Below are 18,479 nucleotides of genomic sequence, written 5' to 3'. Positions count from 1 at the left end.
AAAATGGTATAATAATAAGTATAGAAATAGTTAATTATCAAGGAGATTAATATGATATACATAGAATCAAAAAGTAATGATCCACGCTACAATACTGCACTAGAGCTATATGCTTTTAATGAACTTGCAGAAAAAGATGATGTATTTATGTTATGGATAAATTCACCATGTATCGTTGTAGGTAAAAACCAAAACACAACAGAAGAAGTAAACCAAAAATTCTGTGATGATAAAGGTATTAAAATTGTTCGTCGTGTAAGTGGTGGTGGTGCAGTTTATCACGATTTAAATAACTTAAACTACACAATTATTTCAAACGGAAGAAGTGGAGAAGAATTTGATTTCAAATCATTCTCGCAACCTGTACTTGATGCGTTAGATTCATTAGGAGTTAAAGCGGAATTTACAGGACGTAATGACTTAGAAATCGATGGCCAAAAATTCTGTGGTAATGCGCAATATGTACGTAATGGCCGTATTATGCACCATGGTTGTTTAATGTTTGATGTTAATACTTCAGTTTTAGCGGATGCATTAAAAGTATCTAAAGATAAGATTGAATCAAAAGGTATCAAATCAGTACGCTCACGTGTAACAAATATTAAAGATCATCTTCCAAATCAAGACATGACAGTTCAAGATTTCGTTGCTGCACTTAAAAAATATATGAGTGAAAAATATGAAATGACTGATTTTGTAGCAACTGAAGAAGATGAAGCTGCAATCTTAGCAATCCAAGAAGAAAAAAATAACTCTTGGGACTGGGTATATGGTAAAAATCCTGACTTCAATATTAAACGTAATAGAAGACTTAAAACTGGTAAAATTGAAGCCAATATCATGGTAGAACAAGGAGTTATTACTAATATCAAATTCTACGGAGACTTCTTCGGAGTAATGGATGTAGAAGATATTGCTAAAAAATTAGTAGGTGTAAAATACCAAAAAGAAGATGTTCAAAAAGTGTTAGAACAAATTGACATTAATTCATACTTCTTAGGAGCAACATTAGAAGAAGTAGTAGATATTTTAGTAGACTAATAAATAATTTTGGAGGGATGTATTATGATAATTGCAACAACAAATTATGTTCCAGGAATGGAAGTAGTAGAATATAAAGGATTTGCTACAGGTGAAGTAGTAGCTGGGATTAATTTCATTAAAGATATAGGAGCCGGGCTTCGAAACTTCTTTGGAGGAAGAAGCCAAGGTTACGAAGATGAAATTATTCAAGCAAGAGCTGAAGCTTTAAAAGAATTAGAAGCTCGCGCAGCAGCAATGGGAGCCAATGCGGTTATCGGAGTTAGAATAGACTTCGATGCTCTAGGAAGCAACGGTAATAATATGCTTCTAGTTACAGTTACAGGAACAGCTGTAGTGGTAAGATAAAAAATTATATAAATTGTAAAATAAAAGTAATAGAAAAATTTATTAAGATATTGTATAATGATAAACAGTTATTAAATTTTTAATAGAGAGGAAAAATATAATGAAAAAAGTATTTAACTTTAAAAAGCTTTTCTCTATTTTACTTTTAGCAATTGCTTTGGTAACATCTGCGGTATTTGTAGCAGGATGTAGCGATGATGACAGTTCAAGTACAAGTTCATCAAAAGCAACTTATAAAGTAAGTAAAGAAGACAAAGATTATTTATCAAAACGTTTTTCAGAATTATCTAAGACGAATAATGAAACTGTAGCATATGTTTATGCACCAGGTACTCAGTTAGACGAACCAGTAGTTCAAACTAATGACAATGAAACATACTTAGATAAAACTTTTGAAGGTGGACATGTTCCTTACCTTGGTACTGTATTTATGGATATGGATAACAAAAAAGACTTCCATGATAGATTAACTTGGTTATTCGGACACGCTCGTGGAAGTAAAGTTGGAGATCACCGTATGTTTAACGACGTTAACTACTACGATAAACAAGAATACATGGATAAACATAAATATGTAGTAATTGAAACTCCTGAGAGAAAATACTATTATGAAGCAGCATTCTTAACAATTGTACCAGAAACAACATCATTCTATCGTTTAGACTTTGAAAATGATGAAGATTTCTTAAGCCAATTAACAAACGTTAAGAAAGATGCAGCTACTAAAAACGACAATGTAAAACTTAAAGGAAATGATAAGTACTTAGTATTATCTACTTGTCGTGAAGAAGATGAAACAATTCGTTCTAACCTATACCTTCGTTTAATTCCAGACAATGAAATGAACGATTTCTTAGCAAAACACAAAGACGAATTGAAATATGCACCAACAAGATAATATGTATAAAAAGCAATCTATTGACTAGTTCAGTAGATTGCTTTTTATACATTTAAGTTATATTTTTTCTGGGCATTAACTTAAATTCTCTAATTAGGAAGAATAAAGAAACTGAGAATGCACAAAGGTCTGTTATAGGAGTAGCATAGATTACTCCATTAATACCAAAGAAATGTGAAAGAATAAATAACATTGGTATTAGTACTATAAGCTGTTTAGTTAAAGCGATAGTGACACCAATCTTTGGTTTTCCTATTGCAGAGAAGAAAGTAGAGCTTGAAATATGAATACCATTGATAAATGTAAATAACAAGAAGAATCTCATATACTTAACTGCAAACTCAAAGTAAAGTTCATTACCATTACCAAATAGACTAACAATTTGTTTAGGAAAAATTTCAAAGATTAAGAAGAATGTAATTGAGATAATCATTGCATATTTCATAGTGTATCTCATTGTAGTACGAACTCGTTCGTATTTTTTAGCTCCGTAATTATATCCGAAAATTGGTTGAGCTCCTTGAATTAATCCAATAATAATAGCTATAAATATTATATAAATTTTAGCTACGATTCCAGCTACAGCTATAGGAATATCATTCCCGTACACAGAATTAGTACCGTGAATATTTAACAAGTTGTTTGTTACTATTTGAGCTATCATATTAGAACCTTGGAAAACAAATGAAGGCATTCCAAATCCTGCAGCGACTTTTAATAAACGTATCTTAGGGATGAAGTCTTGCTTAGTAAATTTAACACTTTTAAATTTTGGAAAATATAAAACAAGAATCAAAGCGGATAAGAATTGACTTATAACTGTAGCCCAAGCTGATCCAGCAATTCCCCAACCGAATCCAAAAATAAAAATTGGATTAAGAATAGTATTAAGTACTGCACCAAAAATAATGGCAAACATTGAATATTTTGGACTATTATCCGAACGAACAATAGGGTTAGTACTAATTGATATTAAAAGGAATGGAATTCCTAATGACGATATACTTGCAAATGTCATCGCGTATTCTAAGATTTCATCAGTAGATCCAAATGCGTACATAAGTGGTTTTAAGAATATATGTACTAAAATTGTAATAATAATACCTATAATAAATAATGAAGATACTGCAGTGCCAACTACAGATTTCGCTTTTTCAGGATTTCCTCGCCCAAGTTCTAGATTAAAGTTTGAGGTAGCACCGATTCCAATCATTAAACCTATAGCTAAGCAAATAATTGTAAGAGGAAAGGCGACATTTGTTGCAGCATTACCTAGGTATCCAACACCTTGACCGATAAAAATTTGGTCAATTACACTATACATCGCATTAATAATATTCGCGGTAATAGCAGGCCAAGCAAATGATGTAAGTAATTTTTTTATAGATTTTGTACCTAGTGGATTTTCTATATAATTTTGTGTTTTTTCCATTTGATTTCATCCTTAAGTTATTTTATTCAATAGTGTAAAGAAAGTAGAAATTTCTTTTTCAGTTAAGTTTTTAAGAACTTCTTTTTCAGCTGTGTTTAGCAGATTAGAGTAAGTTGATAAGACTTCTTTTCCTACTTCAGTTAAATGTAGTGTAAAAGAACGTCTATCTTTCACTCCACGTTTTCTAATAACAAAATTTTGTTTTTCTAGTGCATCGATATTACGTCCAACAATATTTCTATCTTTTCTATGTATCTCAGCGAGTTGAGCTTGAGTTAATCCTTCATTTTCTGAAATGTAGATAAGAGTAATGAAATGCCCGTGTGTAATACCGATCTCAGCTAGAGGTTGTTTAGTATAATTTCTCATATTTTCTAAAAGTGTAATAAGCTTATATCCCAATGCATCTTTTAACATAATTTCACCACCTAAAATAATATAGCTAATATATTATATACCTAGTATACTATTTTGTCAATATAAAAAAGAAACACTGAAAATAATATATCATACTTTTTTTCAGTATTTCCTTATTACTATTAAAAATTAGATTTTGTTTGAACCGCTATAAATACATAGAGATAATTAATGTTCTAAACCACCTGTTATTTTTGTATCTTCTTTATCATAAAAATTCACAGCAGTTTTTATTATTAATTCTAAAGCAACGATAATGTCTTCTTTTTTCATAAAAGGCATATTAGGTTTGTCTTTAACCTGTTCTTCAATATAAGGGATATGAATAAATCCAGCTTTAATATTTGGATATTTTTTTGAAGTTAGATATAAAGCCTCATACATAATATGATTGCAAACAAAAGTCCCGGCAGTATTAGAAATTGCAGAAGGAATATTGTTTTTATTCAATTCATCAACAATTGCTTTTATTGGCAGTGTAGAAAAATATGCATTTTCTCCATCTTTTCTTATAGTTTCATCAATAGGGCTATTTCCAATATTATCTGGGATTCTAGCGTCATCAATATTAATAGCGATGCGTTCAGGTGTAATTTTACTTCTTCCTCCAGCTTGCCCAACGCAGATTACTATATTAGGAGAAAATGATTTTATATTTTCTTCTAAAACCTGTGAACTATCTTTAAAGACTGTAGGTAGGGTAATTTTTTTTATTTCTATATTATCGATATTGTCTGGTAAGCTATTAACACATAAACTAGAAGGATTAATATTATCGCCCCCAAATTTATCAAAACCAGTTATTAATACTCTCATAAAACACCTCGTAATTTTTAAAAAATATATTGTAATAATTAACTTAATAATATTCTATGGTAATTATCACATCTCAATTAATTAAATTTTTAAATTATAATAATTATAAAACAGTTTAGAAAATTTGAAAATAGCATTTTTATAATTTTAGGAGATAAATTGTAATTCGTAGTAAAATAAATCATTAATTCCTTAAATTTAATTTTCAGATTTTTAAGAATTAAATTTACATTATTCTGAAAAAATGATATAATCTATTTATTATCTAAGATGTTTTTTGTGAAAAGATAAGTTTTACTTTATTGTTAGCTAATAAAATAAGGCTATGTGAAGTAATGTGTAATAAATGGGGAGGAGAAGTTTATGTATCGTACAAAAAAATACTATGATAACAAGTTGTATATTGTTCAACTTATTACTATAATTTCTATATTACTAAGAACTATAGTAAATTTAACATCAATTTTTATTATTCAAGTTATCTTAGATAGTTTGATATCTAAAGATTTTGAGAGAGTTTATCATTTTGTTAAATACTCGATAGTAGTATTAGTATTTTATTTTTTATTGCTATTTCTTTCTCAATATTTTCTAAGAAAACTTTTCTTTCTTGGAAATTTTTCTGTTTTAGAGTATTTTTATGATAAGTTTTTAAAAAGTGAATATAATGATTTTAAAGAAGCAAAAAGTGGCGAAATATTATCTAAGTTAACGTCAGATAGCATAAAGATATCAGATTGGTATTCTCAAGGTAAAGTTATTTTAGTAACGCAGTCTTTTATTTTGTTTTCTATATTGATATTTATGTGCAGGTATAATGTTTCGATAACACTTATATTATTCTCTGTAATATTGGTATGCTTTTTTATTATAAAACAAATAAGTAAGAAGCTTTCGAATTGTATGAAGAGTGAACAGAAATTATTAGGTGAAACTAATCAATATATACTTCAGTCAATATTAGGTTATTTTGATTTAAAACAATTAAACAAAGAACAGTACTTTATAGATTACCTTAAAGAGAACATTATAAATAAAAGAATAAAGGTTAATACTAATTTAGCAAAGTATTTTTCGCTATATGTAGGTATATCTGCTACTGTTGCATTTATATTACCCATTGTTTCTCTATTACTTTCAGTGTATTTTATAATATATAAAGATTTTTCCGTAGGTTCGGCTATTGCAATATTTTCTACAGTTAGAATGTTAGATGAACCTATTAATTCTATATCAGATAAAATAACTGTTAGGCAGACTGCTCATAAGATAGAAAGTGAGTTGTCTAAGACTTTCAATAATAAAAGGGATGAAGAGAAAGAGCTATTAAAATTAAGTGAATTTAACAGTGTAAATGTCAATATATCTAGTTTTTATTTTAAAGATAATCTGATTTTATCTGATTTTAGATTAGAAATTAATAAGGGTGATTTTCTAGTTTTAAAAGGAAGAAGTGGCGTAGGAAAAACGACGGTATCTAATCTTATATTAAGAAACTTGCAAGAGGGTGCATATAAACTAGATGGAGAAGTCTTGATTAATGAAAAAAATATATATAAGAATAATATACAAATTTTAGGAGAATTTCTAAAAGTAAATCAAGAACCATACATATATGAAGCTACAATAAGAGATAATATTCTCTTAGGGGATTCATATGATGATAGACTTGACGAGATAGTTAGATTATTACATCTGCAAGAATTGATTGATAAACTAGGATATAATTATTTATTGAAGGAAAATGGAAAAAACTTAAGTGGTGGAGAAAAGCAAAGATTAGAGTTGGCTAGAATATTAATAAGGAGACCTGAGTTCATTATTTTGGATGAACCAACAAGTGCTATGAATACGAATTTGAGTGAATTAATAGTAGAAAATATTTTTAACTACTTAAAAGAACATAATATTACAAGTTTGATAATAACTCATAGTAAGGAATTTGATAAATTTGCTACAGAAATTATAGAAATTAAATAGAATTAAGAATAATATTATAAAAATTACCATAGATTAGTAATGCTTATACATGAAGTTAGATACTAGTGACTTAGGATTTTGATTTTATAAAAATTAATTTTCCTAAGTCTTTCTTTGTTGTTTTATATAAGATTTATTTTGAAGATGCTGAATCAAATGTTCCAAATTTTAAGAAAGTTTATATGAGAATCTTAGATATAGTATTTTATTGATATCCAATTTTGCTTTATAAAAACTTTTTAGGTATTTAACCAAACTGTATTATTGTTACTCGATAAAATCGATTTCTCAAAAATAAAGATTTTTGAGGATCTCTTTATAAGATAAATTGTAATTTGTTTTTAAAAATGATATTATATGAACATAAGGGGTGAGGATTTTGTCTAGAGAAGAAAAATTAAGAACAATTATTAGCACGATAGATAATTCAGAATACAGTGCTACTAAGAAAACTACTAATAAAAAGTGTATGATGAGAACATTTAAAGAAGCTAACGATACTTGGCTAGCTGAAGCTTATTCTAAGAAAAAATATGCTGATTATAAACCATTTCAATTCGTTGATGGAGAGGGAGTAAGATGTTCAATCTACTTAAGCGGATGTTTATTCGCTTGTAAAGAATGCTTTAATGAAAGTATTCAAAACTTTAATGCTGGACAATTATATACTAAAGAAATAGAAGATCAAATAATACGAGATTTAAGTAATTCATATGTACAAGGACTAACAATTTTAGGAGGAGAGCCGTTCCTTAATACTCAAGTAGCTAGAACGTTAGCTAAAAGAGTTAGAGATGAGTTCGGTTCAACAAAAGATATCTGGGTATATAGTGGTTACACATATGAACAACTCCTAAACGGTAGTGAGGACAAAAAAGAATTACTAAGTTTATGTGATGTATTGGTAGATGGACCTTTTATGATTTTTCTAAAAGACTTAAGTCTTAGATTTAGAGGAAGTAGTAATCAAAGAATTATAGATTTAAAAAATTCGAGTAAGGATAATGTAGTGCTATATTTAGAATAGTAATATTCAAGACGAAATTACTTTTAATAGAAAGTTTTTCATGATATAATATTTAAGTTAATAATTAGGGATGTAAAGTATCTCTAATTATTTTTATTAAGAAACTATAGAGAGGAGATTAAAAGTTGAAAAATATTATAGAGATTTTTCGAAAGGATATAAAAGAAGTATTTAGAAAAACTAATACCTGGATAATTATAGTAGGTTTAATATTTTTACCATCAATGTATGCATGGCCGAATATATTATCTTCATGGGATCCGTACGGTCATACAAATAATATTAAAGTTGCAGTTACCTCTGAAGATGGGGGAGATATTGTTGATGGAAAGAAATTAAACTTAGGTAATAGTTTAGTTGAGGGATTAAAAAATAATAAGAACCTAGATTGGCAGTTTGTATCTAATAAAGAAGAAGCTGAGAATGGAGTAAGAATAGGTGATTATTATGCGAGTATAGTAGTTCCAAAAAACTTTAGTAAAGATATGACTTCTGTTAGTAGAACAGAACCTCAAAGGGCAACAATTGAGTACACGGTAAATGAGAAAATTAATGCTATTAGTCCAAAAATAACTAATAGTGGAGCTTCAGCAATAGCTAATAATATTAGTAAAAACTTTGTAGAAACAGCTAATGGTATAATTTTTGAAAAACTACATGAAGTGGGTATTAAATTTGAGGAAAATTTACCTTCAATAGAAAAGGCTAAACAGGAGATTTTTAAATTAAATGATAACTTTTCTACATATGAACAAGCTGTAAGTGAGTTAATTTCTAAAGTAGAGCACGGTTCAAATGTTTTGAATAGTGTTCAAAACATCTTGCCAGAAATAGATAGAGTAGCGACTAATAGTATTATGTTAGCAGATAAGGCCGGAATTACTATTAATAATATTCAGGGATTCAATGAAAGATTATTACCAATTATTAATAATCATCTTAATGTTGTAGAGGAAGTATCTAGAGAAGTTAATGTTATAGCAAAAGAAATTCAACAAAAACCAGATAAAACAGAAGAGATAAAAGCTAGACAAAAGGCTTTAGATAGTAGACTTCAAGCGAGTGGAGAGAGACTACAACTTGTGAAGAATATTTTTGAATATTTTAATAATCTATCAAATGAGAGATTATTTAATAATCAACTTGAAAGAGTAACAACTTTATCAAATGATATTGCGATGATAAAAGAAGTAAATAATAATATCTACAATAAGATGGATCATTATGATGAAATAGCAGATACTGTAAAAGATGAATTTGTGAATAAATCTGCTAGAGTCAATAAAGTTTCAATAAATATAAATTCTAAATTAAATGATGAGATAGCTCCATTGATTTCGCAAGTGCTTAATAAGGCTGAAGTGAATATAGATAAGGTGAGTGGCATAATTGCTCATGCTCAAGGAGAGCTTCCAGCAGTCGAGAGAAAGTTATCAGAAGCGGAGATTAAGATAAACAATGCTTATGGGAGATTATTATCATTGCAAGCACAAATGCCATCTGCAAAGAGTAAAATTCAAAAGCTAATAGATGAAATTAAAAAAGCTGATAGCGGGATAGATAAAAATCAACTGTTTAATTTATTGAAGGTTAACTATAAACAACAGGCGGAATTTTTCGCAAATCCTGTTAAACTTCAAGAGAATAAGCTTTACCATATAGAAAACTATGGTTCAGCAATGACACCATTCTATACAGTTCTTTCTATCTGGGTTGGTTCATTATTAATGTCTTCGTTATTAACTACTAAGGTAGAAGATGAGGAAAATAAATATAAACCATATCAAAAATATTTTGGTAGAGGGCTATTATTTGTAATTATATCGTTATTCCAAACATTAATAATTACACTAGGGGATATGTATGTTCTTGGAACACAAGCGACCTCACCATATAGGTTTGTATTATATGCATTACTGATTTCACTTCTATTTTCTTCAATTATCTATACTATAGTGTGTATTTTAGGAAATGTAGGGAAAGCTGTTTGTATAGTATTATTAGTATTACAATTAGGAAGTTCAGGAGGAACGTTCCCAATTCAAATGACATCAGAATTTTTCCAAGCGTTATATCCAAAAGTACCATTTACATATTCTATAGGATTACTACGTGAAGCGGTAGGTGGTGTATATATTCCAGCGGTAGAGCGTGATATAAAAATATTATTTATCTATCTAATTGTAGTTTTAGTTGGAGGAGCAATTCTAGTCAGTTTAAAAGCACGTTCTGCTAAATTGAGTAGAGAAAGAGAACGTTCTAAGTTATTCTTATAAGATTTATAGATTCTTAGTAGAAATTAGGTAAGTTTTTTGTTCAAAAGTCCAAAATTAAAAAAAGTTTATATGAGAACTCACAGATGCAGTAGTTTATTGATATCTAATACACTTTGTGGGGGTGACTCGACAAAATCTTGTTTCTTCAGGAATCACGATAGTGAAAGTACCTAAGAAATCGATTGAAGATAAACTTAAAAAGGTGTATAATAAAGATATGAAGATAAAAGGTGCAATATACGGGGCGTGGAATGATAAAAATGACCCGTATCAAATAAATCGTGATAAACATGCTGTTAAGTTTTATGAAGCAGTAAGAAAAAGAGATAGAGTTTTAGAAGTAAATGTGATATCTAAAAATACAGGATTTTCTAAAGTTGATATAGAAAAAATATATAATCATATATTTATTACTGAACATAATTTAAGTGGAAAAATGCAGAGATTTACTCCTGATTATAATATGGCAGAATCATGGAGAAGGTTGAGAGAGGGTAAGAATATCCAAGAGCATGATATTATTCTTTTACAACATGAACTTATGGAGTCAAACTTAATGACCGCTTGTAAATTAAGTTATTTTGAGGCTCATAATATAACACAAGAAAAATATAACTATCAAAAAGCGTTAGTTAAATGGCTTAAAGAAGGAGGTATCTAACCATGATAAAATTTGTTAAAATTTTCAATTCAAAAAGTACTGGATATTGGTATTATCCAGAAAATAATACCGCACCTGGGATGATAGAAATAAACGAGAAAACAGGTAATGTCGATGTAGTTGTTGAATCTACTCTGGATCAAGAATTAGGATACCCTATTTATGCCAATAAAGCCAAAGCATATGTTAAAAGATTATTTGATTCCGGGGAAATGCCTGATGAAGAAAGTTTAGTGTGGTATTAAAAGGTTATAGTAAAAGATGTTTTAAACACTTAGTGGATTTTACTAGGTGTTTTTATTGTGCCATTTTTGTTTTGGACAAGATGTAAAACTATATTTCTCATACTAAATGAAAAAACCTTGTATTTATGATATAATAAAATGATAAAACCTTAAAATATAGAGGATAGATTATGGTTAGAACATTAGATAGAACAAAAGATATATTTTTAGATACAATGCTTTTGGGAAATGAAATATTAACGAAAAAAATAAAAACAACAAATAAAACAAAAATTACAGTAGTCCTAGCTGCATATAGAAGCGTAAGTAGATTAGAAAGTGTAATAGAAGATTTATTTAATCAAACTTTTCAAGAATTTGAAATAATTGTAGTTGATGACCTTTCGGATTCTGATATAGAAGAAGCGGTAGCTGGGGTTAACAATAACAAAATAAACTATATAAAAAAACAGTTAGGATCTAATTCTTCAGCTAAAAACTGTGCGTTAGAATTTGCTAAAGGTGAATATGTGGTTTTTGTTGAAGAAAACTCTAAATTAAAATCAACGTATTTAGAATTATTATTCGACGAAATTTCTCAAAAAAATCTTGATATAGCAATGCTGACAAGAGTCGGTTATCCTAGTATTTTAGATGGAAAAATTTCGTCGGGTCAGAAATATTTAGTAGAAGAAATTAAGAGATTGAAAAGTGATTTAAACTACAATATAACTGCTTGTATATTTAAGAAGAAATTTTTAGATATTTATAATGTAAGATTTCAAGAGGATATGTTAGCGTTGGAGAACTTGTATTTTAAATTACGTGTCTTTGATGTAGCAGGAAAAGTTAGTCAAATAGCAAAAATAGGTTACAAAGATTTAGAAGAAAATAAATCTGTAAGAAATAATGCAATGATTGAAGCTTCAACAAGAAGAATAATGATTGCATTTAATAAAATAGAAGAATTTAAACAGGATAAAAAGTATGAAGATAGTTTAAATTTACTATGTGGATATTTACTTTTTGATGTGTTAAGAATGCATGAAAATATGTCCGAGGAAATAGAAATTTTAGAGTTAATAAAATCTAGAAAAGATTATTTTGAGAGTGATACCTTTATTAATAAAACGATGATGGCAATGTCTCCGATAGTTTTTGCTAATCATCTTAACAGAAAGGATAGGAGATAGTTATGAGGCGAATATTACATAATGTGTTTTCATATATATTTATAGCTTTATTCACAATAGCTTTGACCTGGGCATATGTAGCACCTTTTGTGTATGAAAGAATATTAAATCCATTAGCACTAATTTTAGGAGTGCCTGTGGTTTTTATACTGTTTATTTACGCAGTAAAAAAAGTTTTAGCAACAGACGAAGTAGGATTAAAAAAATATAATAGAATTATTATATTAGTTTATTTAATATTCCAGGCGATTATTTTATCTATGGATACACTAAACTTTTCGGATGGTGCAGAGATAGAAAACGAAGCACATTATATGTTAAACTACGGAAAATTCTCTGGGGAGAGATACTTCTTAGTTTATCCGAATAATATAACACCTACAATAATCCTTTATTGGATATATCGTATAGCTGCATTTTTACACATATCAGAAGTGTGGACTTTACACATATTCTGTTTCTTAGTAACAACAGCAACAATATTCTTAACTCATAAAACTGCTGGAAAATTACTAACAAAACAAAAACAAACAATAATTTTTGGATTAATGATATTATATATTCCATTCCAAATGTATAGTTTATTCTATTATTCAGATACTCTAATGGTAATTATGGTAGCTTTAATAATATATGTTCTTATTCCATCAGATGGTAGTTTCATCTTTAGAACAAAGCATATTGTGGCAGTGGCTATTTTGGTGGCATTTGCGTGGAATTTAAGATCTAATATTATTATTATCTTACCCGCATTAATTGTGTACTTACTATTTTTTAAATGGTATAAGAATTTAATTTTATTACTGATAACCTTTGGAATTGCATTTGTCTTCTTTGGCAAAGGATTTGATATTCTTTGGGAACACTATGGATTTTGGAAAGATGATGGTTATAGATTCCCTATGTTACACTGGGTAATGATGGGGATGAGTATCCAAGGTGGAAGTTATAACTGGCAAGATTTCCAATTTACTTACCTTAGTCAGAATAAGATGACTGATGACCTTGGCTTATTCTTTAATAGGGTGACTCATAGACCATTTTTCCTTAATTTACTTATGATAGTTCTTAAAATAAGAGGTAATTGGAGTGATGGAACAATAAACTACACTAATGGAACACGTGCATTAAGAGATGGAGATGGATTCTTATGGCAATTGTTCTATGGAAGTGATAATAGTTTCTTTATATATCTTTCTCAAATGATGTATGTCGTGATTTTGTTCGGAATAGTTTATTATATATATAAACGTAGAAAAGAGTATATAACATCTTGTTTCTTATTCCAGATTATTATTTTTGGAGTATTCATGTTCCATTTAATTTGGGAAGCAAAACCAAGATATGTTTATGCATGGATGCCAATAATCTTTATTTTAGGTGCAAAAGGGCTAATACTATTTGCTGAAAGATATGAAACTATAATATTTGATAAATACAAGAAAAAACTTTATATAGCTTTTGGTGTAGTTTTTGCGCTTCAAGTAGGTAGTGATAGTTTCTTAAGACCATCATATTCAATGAACTTAGACTATGATTCGCGTGTAATTAACGGTATTAGTATATATGCAACAGATAACTATCTACGTGATGGAATAGTTAGAGTTAATAAAGATACAGAAGTTGAACAAACATTTAAAGCTAATCGCAGTTTTAATTATATTCGAGGATATATTTCATCATATGATGAGAAAAACAATTCGAAGTATAAAGTGGAAATAATAGATAAAAAAGATAATAAAGTAGTACGAGAACATGAATTTATCTATCGTGAGTTGTATTGGGAATTACCATTACAAACGTACACTTTACGTTGGTACTTCGATGACCTTCCTGCAGGTGATTATAGTGTAAGATTTTCACAAGTAGAAAGTGATAATAACGGTAGTATAGTTATTTCTAGTGTACCTAATGAAATGATTGATATGTACGAAGCAGGGAAATTGTATATTAATGGTGCAGATCAAAATAAAAAAGATTTATCATTACAAATAGGACATAGATACCAAAAACTTTGGTGGTATTAATGAAATATAGAAAAAAGAAGTTTCATAATTTTGAATAAGAATAATATGAGGCTCATCTTCGGATGAGCTTTTTTATATAATTATGAAAAGTGAGTGACAAAAAAATATAATTTTGAAGAAAGTGATTTTGTTGAGGCCCCACAAACTTTAATAGATATCCAAAAAATCCTCATAAAGTAAATTTAGATATTGATAAATCGCTATGTTCATGAGTTTTTATATTAAAATTTGAGTCTTTTTGCTCAGTATCATAGTAGCTAGTTTTGTATTTTATTATTTATAATTTTATTTATTTATTAGGAACGAATTTATGGTGTAAATATAATAATATTATGACTTTGAATAGAGATAGTATTTATTATAAATTCTTGACAAATAAATATTAAAACTCTAAAATAGAGTCTAAGGGATATAATCCATTTAAAAGAAAAATGGATATTGTTATAGATAAGGAGATTTTGTTTGATAAAAAAATATATAGTTAATTATATATCTTTTATTTTTTAATAGTTTATTAATTTTATTTTGCAGAAGTTATTTTATTTAATAGGGGAATGAGTATGAAATAATCGTAATATATTTTTATGAAGATTTCTAATTAAGTATAGTTATATTTATTAAAATTTCATAGAATAATCTAGCTTATAATATGATGCATTAGATGAGAGTTACTTAAAAATCATAATTTTAGAGAAATTAATTTTATTGATTCTGTCTTATAAAATTTATTAGATATCTAATAAACCATTATGTTTATAAGTTTTTTATAAAAATTTTTTAAAAAATATTTAGAAGTTTTAGTTTAATTTAATATATTCAATATATATTTTGATTTTTTTGTATCTTGTAGCCGTTGATATAAAAACTAGATTTATTGATTTAATTTTTTATGTTTATCTATCAATCTAGTATAAAAAAATATAATAGTAAGGAGTACCCATGGTAAATAAAGACAAAAGAAGAGTATTAAAATATTCGATTAAGAAATTTAGTGTTGGAACATTTTCAGTGTTAGTAGGTGCATTTATATTTTTAGCATCACCAGCTTTAGCCAATGAAACGAATACTAGTGAAAATATATATAAAGAAAATAACATTATTATAGAAAAGAAAAAAACAAAAGAAACATATAAAAGTGAAGTGAATGTGACAAATGAAATTAGAGATATTGAAAGAGTAGCTTCAAGAGATACAATAGAAAATAATTCACCAAAAAAGAAAAGTGATTTAATAAAAGAAAAAAATTATTTAACAGAAAAGAATGGTGAATCAATAAAAGAGAAGAGTTCTGTAGAAGAAACTATTGCTGAAAAACCAAAACCTCGTAGGAAAAGATCTGTAGATTCAGAAAGAGAATCTGTAAAACGATTTGCAACTGATGATGATTTTGTGAAAATCTCAAAAGGTTTAATAACGACAGAAGATGGTAGGATTGATAATTTACTTTTTGGAAAAACGCCATTAAAAGCAAATGAAGATAAGGATGGAGATAGTGCAAAAAATGGTAGTGAAATTTATATCTATGAAAAAAATGGAAAAACTTATTATGGATATTATGGGCATCCATTTTTAAAAGATACCGATGGAGATGGTTTGACAGATCATGATCAAAGTGATTTAAGTAAAGAGGGAGATGATGATAATTTCAAGTGGTATGTGACAGATCGCGATATGGCGATGTTTATGAAGTTAGTATATCGAGATGATGAATATATTAAAAAAGTTTTAAATAAAGATTACCAGTGGACTAAGGCTGATAATATTGTAAAAGATGATTCTAAAGCAAAGAATGAATATGAACTTATGCATAATGAGCTTTCACCTTATTGGGAGATTGATAAAACTTATCATTATGATAGCGGTCTTGATGCAGTGATATTTAAGACTAAGAGTTCATTACCAATTTTACCGGATGGTTTAGTTCATGTTCTTGCGATAAGAGGAACTCAAGGAAGTAAAGATGTGAGTAATGACGTAGTTGTTACATTAGGTCAAGATCCACAGCAAGGTAAAGAGATTGAAGAAATAATAAAAGAAATTGGTAAAAGAGATGATATAAAGAATTTTTATATGACAGGACATTCCTTAGGAGGATACCTAACTCAACGTGCGCTGGTAAAGTTGCATAAATTAGCAAATGAAGAAAATGGATATTGGATAGAATCAGTGGCTAAGAAATATAGAAATTTTTATCGTAATGTTTTTAAAAAAGCTACAACATTTAATGCTCCAAAAATTAACGCATCTATTCTGAATAGAGATTTATATAATAAGAGTATTTTAAGTAAACAGCTAGCTAAAGAAGGAAAAATAAAGCATTATGGAATGAGTGGGGATAAGATTGTAAAAATATTATATAATGATAGTGATGTTATGACCAATATAGAAGGGGGAGAACATAGTTCTAATGCCTATTTCTCAGCAATGTTAAATGATAATGATAATTTTAATATAGGAGAAAGAACTGGAGTTAGCGGTAAAGGGAAAGAAAATCCAATACTGAAAAACTTGAAAATAGCAGAACCTACAGAAGAAGAAGTAACAAAAATAGTAAATGAGAATATAAAAATTTCATTAAAAGATCAAAATCCAGTAGAAATATTGGCATTAAATAAAATTCCGAGAGAAAAAGTTTTAGAAAAACTAAATTTAGATAATTTACCTAGAACTGCAACATTAAATATAAATGTTCCTGAAGAAATTCAATCAACAGCAGTTAATTATACTTTACCGGTAACAATAAGCTATTTAGGAAAAACTGTAAATCCTAATATTAATGTAATAGTACATGTATTGCCGAATTTTGAAGAGCTAGAAGCTGTTAAACAAAAGGCAACTGCTGAAAGAGATAAGATTGTAGATGCCGACCATAAGACTACAGAAACAACAAATCATTATTTATCTAAAAAAGAAGAGTTGAAAAATAAATTACAAAAAGCAGAAGAATTGTTAAGAAACAGTAGTGCTAAGCAAGAGGATATAAAATCTTTAACTAATCAATTGAATACATTGCTAGAAGAATATAAAACTTCAATTCGTGACTTAAGATTGGACAAAACCTTATTAACAGATGAGATAACAAGGGTTAGTAATAAACTTGAGACATTTAAAAATACGAATACTGCATCTAAACCATCAGAAGTGGTAAATGAGTTTAATAGCAGAAAAGTTGAATTGCTAAATAATTATAATAAAATCTTGGAAGGTGTGAAAGGTAATTTAGATGCAATAGAAACTTATGATAAGTTGTTAGAAGAAAAAAATAAATTTGCTAGTTTAGAAGAAAATATCGCAGCGGCTTTATATGTTCTGAATAAAAAACAAAAAGATTATTATGAGCCAATTAAGAAGTTTTATGAAATATACGAAGGGGATATGCCTAATGCAGAGTTAACTATCGAAAAAAATAATTTACCGATAAAAGGCATAATCTGGGAGATTGTCCCGAATGTTTCAAGTGCTGGGAATAAAGAAGCAAAGGTAAAAGTAGTCTATAATGATAATAGTTTTGATAAACTAGATGTAAATGTAAATGTTAAAGTGTTATATGGAGAAACAGTAACAACAACTGAAGAAGAAAGGCTTCCATTAAAAGTAACTTATACTGGAGATGATACAAAAGATTATGGGTACATTAATAAAATTACAGGGAAAGATGGTAAAGTTGTTACAACTATAAAATCAAGATTAAATAAAAAGACGAATAATATAGAAGAAATAAGTAGAACTTCAGTAAGAACAGAAGCCATAAATACAGTTATTACAAAAGGGCTTAAGTCTAAAATAGAGGAGATCAAAATCCCAAGAGAAGTTGTTTATGAAGAAGATGCTTCGTTAGATAAAGGTAAAGAGTTTGTAAAAACAGAAGGGGAAGATGGTAAAAATATTACGACAACGACGTATATATTAAATAGTATGACGGGAGAAGTTATAGAAAAAATAACTGTAGAGAACAAGAAAAAAATAGATAAAATTATAGTAAGAGGGACAAAAGAAGTAGTGAGTAAGCCTGAAATTGTAGAGGTTCCAACAGATCCAAAAGTTATACATAGTGAGGATGCTACTTCTGTTCAACCAGGAGTACCTGAAAAGCCAAAAGAAGAAGAGCCAACAGTTCCAGGGAAAGAAGAACAACCAGT

The 18,479-nt window shown here is 28.2% G+C and carries 14 protein-coding genes; 11 read left to right on the top strand and 3 right to left on the bottom strand.

Annotated elements, in window-relative coordinates:
* Positions 1-51 precede the first annotated feature (51 nt).
* The 3 genes from RWQ73_RS04385 (at position 52) to srtB (ending at position 2,287) form a co-directional block, all read left to right on the top strand.
* Positions 52-1,041, top strand: a complete 990-nt coding sequence (locus RWQ73_RS04385; RefSeq protein ID WP_314406848.1) for a lipoate--protein ligase — start codon at positions 52-54, stop codon at positions 1,039-1,041.
* Between the two features lie 24 nt (positions 1,042-1,065).
* Entirely contained in the window at positions 1,066-1,389 is a 324-nt protein-coding gene (locus tag RWQ73_RS04380; protein WP_314406846.1) for a heavy metal-binding domain-containing protein, read from the top strand.
* 100 nt (positions 1,390-1,489) lie between these two features.
* Complete coding sequence (gene srtB / locus RWQ73_RS04375; protein ID WP_314406844.1) at positions 1,490-2,287, top strand: class B sortase, LPKTxAVK-specific; 798 nt, start codon at positions 1,490-1,492, stop codon at positions 2,285-2,287.
* A gap of 52 nt (positions 2,288-2,339) precedes the next feature.
* On the opposite strand, the gene RWQ73_RS04370 is transcribed toward srtB, so the two are convergent.
* From RWQ73_RS04370 to pcp, 3 genes are all read right to left on the bottom strand, one after another.
* The gene (locus tag RWQ73_RS04370) at positions 2,340-3,719 is read right to left on the bottom strand and encodes an MATE family efflux transporter (RefSeq protein ID WP_314406842.1); all 1,380 of its coding nucleotides are present in this window, start codon (positions 3,717-3,719) and stop codon (positions 2,340-2,342) included.
* A 12-nt stretch (positions 3,720-3,731) separates the two neighbouring features.
* Positions 3,732-4,136, bottom strand: coding sequence for a MarR family transcriptional regulator (locus tag RWQ73_RS04365; RefSeq protein ID WP_314406841.1), 405 nt, complete (start codon positions 4,134-4,136; stop codon positions 3,732-3,734).
* Between the two features lie 168 nt (positions 4,137-4,304).
* Positions 4,305-4,952, bottom strand: a complete 648-nt coding sequence (pcp, locus tag RWQ73_RS04360) for a pyroglutamyl-peptidase I (protein ID WP_314406840.1) — start codon at positions 4,950-4,952, stop codon at positions 4,305-4,307.
* A 363-nt stretch (positions 4,953-5,315) separates the two neighbouring features.
* Between pcp and RWQ73_RS04355 the strand changes: the two genes are divergently transcribed.
* From RWQ73_RS04355 to RWQ73_RS04320, 8 genes are all read left to right on the top strand, one after another.
* Positions 5,316-6,932 (top strand): ABC transporter ATP-binding protein, encoded by a 1,617-nt coding sequence (locus RWQ73_RS04355; RefSeq protein WP_314406839.1) that lies wholly within the window; start codon positions 5,316-5,318, stop codon positions 6,930-6,932.
* A gap of 379 nt (positions 6,933-7,311) precedes the next feature.
* Complete coding sequence (gene nrdG, locus RWQ73_RS04350) at positions 7,312-7,959, top strand: anaerobic ribonucleoside-triphosphate reductase activating protein (protein WP_314406838.1); 648 nt, start codon at positions 7,312-7,314, stop codon at positions 7,957-7,959.
* Between the two features lie 125 nt (positions 7,960-8,084).
* On the top strand, positions 8,085-10,235 hold the full coding sequence (locus RWQ73_RS04345; protein ID WP_314406837.1) for a YhgE/Pip domain-containing protein: 2,151 nt from the start codon (positions 8,085-8,087) through the stop codon (positions 10,233-10,235).
* A gap of 160 nt (positions 10,236-10,395) precedes the next feature.
* A complete protein-coding gene (locus tag RWQ73_RS04340; RefSeq protein ID WP_314406836.1) occupies positions 10,396-10,896 on the top strand; it encodes a hypothetical protein in 501 nt (166 codons plus the stop codon).
* Between the two features lie 2 nt (positions 10,897-10,898).
* A complete protein-coding gene (locus tag RWQ73_RS04335) occupies positions 10,899-11,141 on the top strand; it encodes a hypothetical protein (RefSeq protein ID WP_314406835.1) in 243 nt (80 codons plus the stop codon).
* 170 nt (positions 11,142-11,311) lie between these two features.
* The gene (locus tag RWQ73_RS04330) at positions 11,312-12,313 is read left to right on the top strand and encodes a glycosyltransferase family 2 protein (RefSeq protein WP_314406834.1); all 1,002 of its coding nucleotides are present in this window, start codon (positions 11,312-11,314) and stop codon (positions 12,311-12,313) included.
* A 2-nt stretch (positions 12,314-12,315) separates the two neighbouring features.
* Positions 12,316-14,340: a hypothetical protein gene (locus tag RWQ73_RS04325; RefSeq protein ID WP_314406833.1), complete on the top strand. Its 2,025-nt coding sequence runs from the start codon at positions 12,316-12,318 to the stop codon at positions 14,338-14,340.
* Between the two features lie 939 nt (positions 14,341-15,279).
* Positions 15,280-18,479, top strand: a 3,200-nt coding sequence (locus RWQ73_RS04320) for a YSIRK-type signal peptide-containing protein (protein WP_314406832.1), incomplete at its 3' end; no start/stop codon positions are given.

This window comes from uncultured Gemella sp., assembly GCF_963525875.1.
Lineage (GTDB): Bacteria > Bacillota > Bacilli > Staphylococcales > Gemellaceae > Gemella.
Note: the sequence above shows the minus strand (reverse complement) of the source record. Positions and strands in the feature narration are given on the sequence as shown.

Bases quoted from the DNA above. Each gene is read 5' to 3' on its own strand.
- RWQ73_RS04385 (WP_314406848.1), top strand. From the start codon at position 52: ATGATATACATAGAATCAAAAAGTAATGATCCACGCTACAATACTGCA.
- RWQ73_RS04380 (WP_314406846.1), top strand. From the start codon at position 1,066: ATGATAATTGCAACAACAAATTATGTTCCAGGAATGGAAGTAGTAGAA.
- srtB (WP_314406844.1), top strand. From the start codon at position 1,490: ATGAAAAAAGTATTTAACTTTAAAAAGCTTTTCTCTATTTTACTTTTA.
- RWQ73_RS04370 (WP_314406842.1), bottom strand. From the start codon at position 3,719: ATGGAAAAAACACAAAATTATATAGAAAATCCACTAGGTACAAAATCT.
- RWQ73_RS04365 (WP_314406841.1), bottom strand. From the start codon at position 4,136: ATGTTAAAAGATGCATTGGGATATAAGCTTATTACACTTTTAGAAAAT.
- pcp (WP_314406840.1), bottom strand. From the start codon at position 4,952: ATGAGAGTATTAATAACTGGTTTTGATAAATTTGGGGGCGATAATATT.
- RWQ73_RS04355 (WP_314406839.1), top strand. From the start codon at position 5,316: ATGTATCGTACAAAAAAATACTATGATAACAAGTTGTATATTGTTCAA.
- RWQ73_RS04335 (WP_314406835.1), top strand. From the start codon at position 10,899: ATGATAAAATTTGTTAAAATTTTCAATTCAAAAAGTACTGGATATTGG.
- RWQ73_RS04330 (WP_314406834.1), top strand. From the start codon at position 11,312: ATGGTTAGAACATTAGATAGAACAAAAGATATATTTTTAGATACAATG.
- RWQ73_RS04325 (WP_314406833.1), top strand. From the start codon at position 12,316: ATGAGGCGAATATTACATAATGTGTTTTCATATATATTTATAGCTTTA.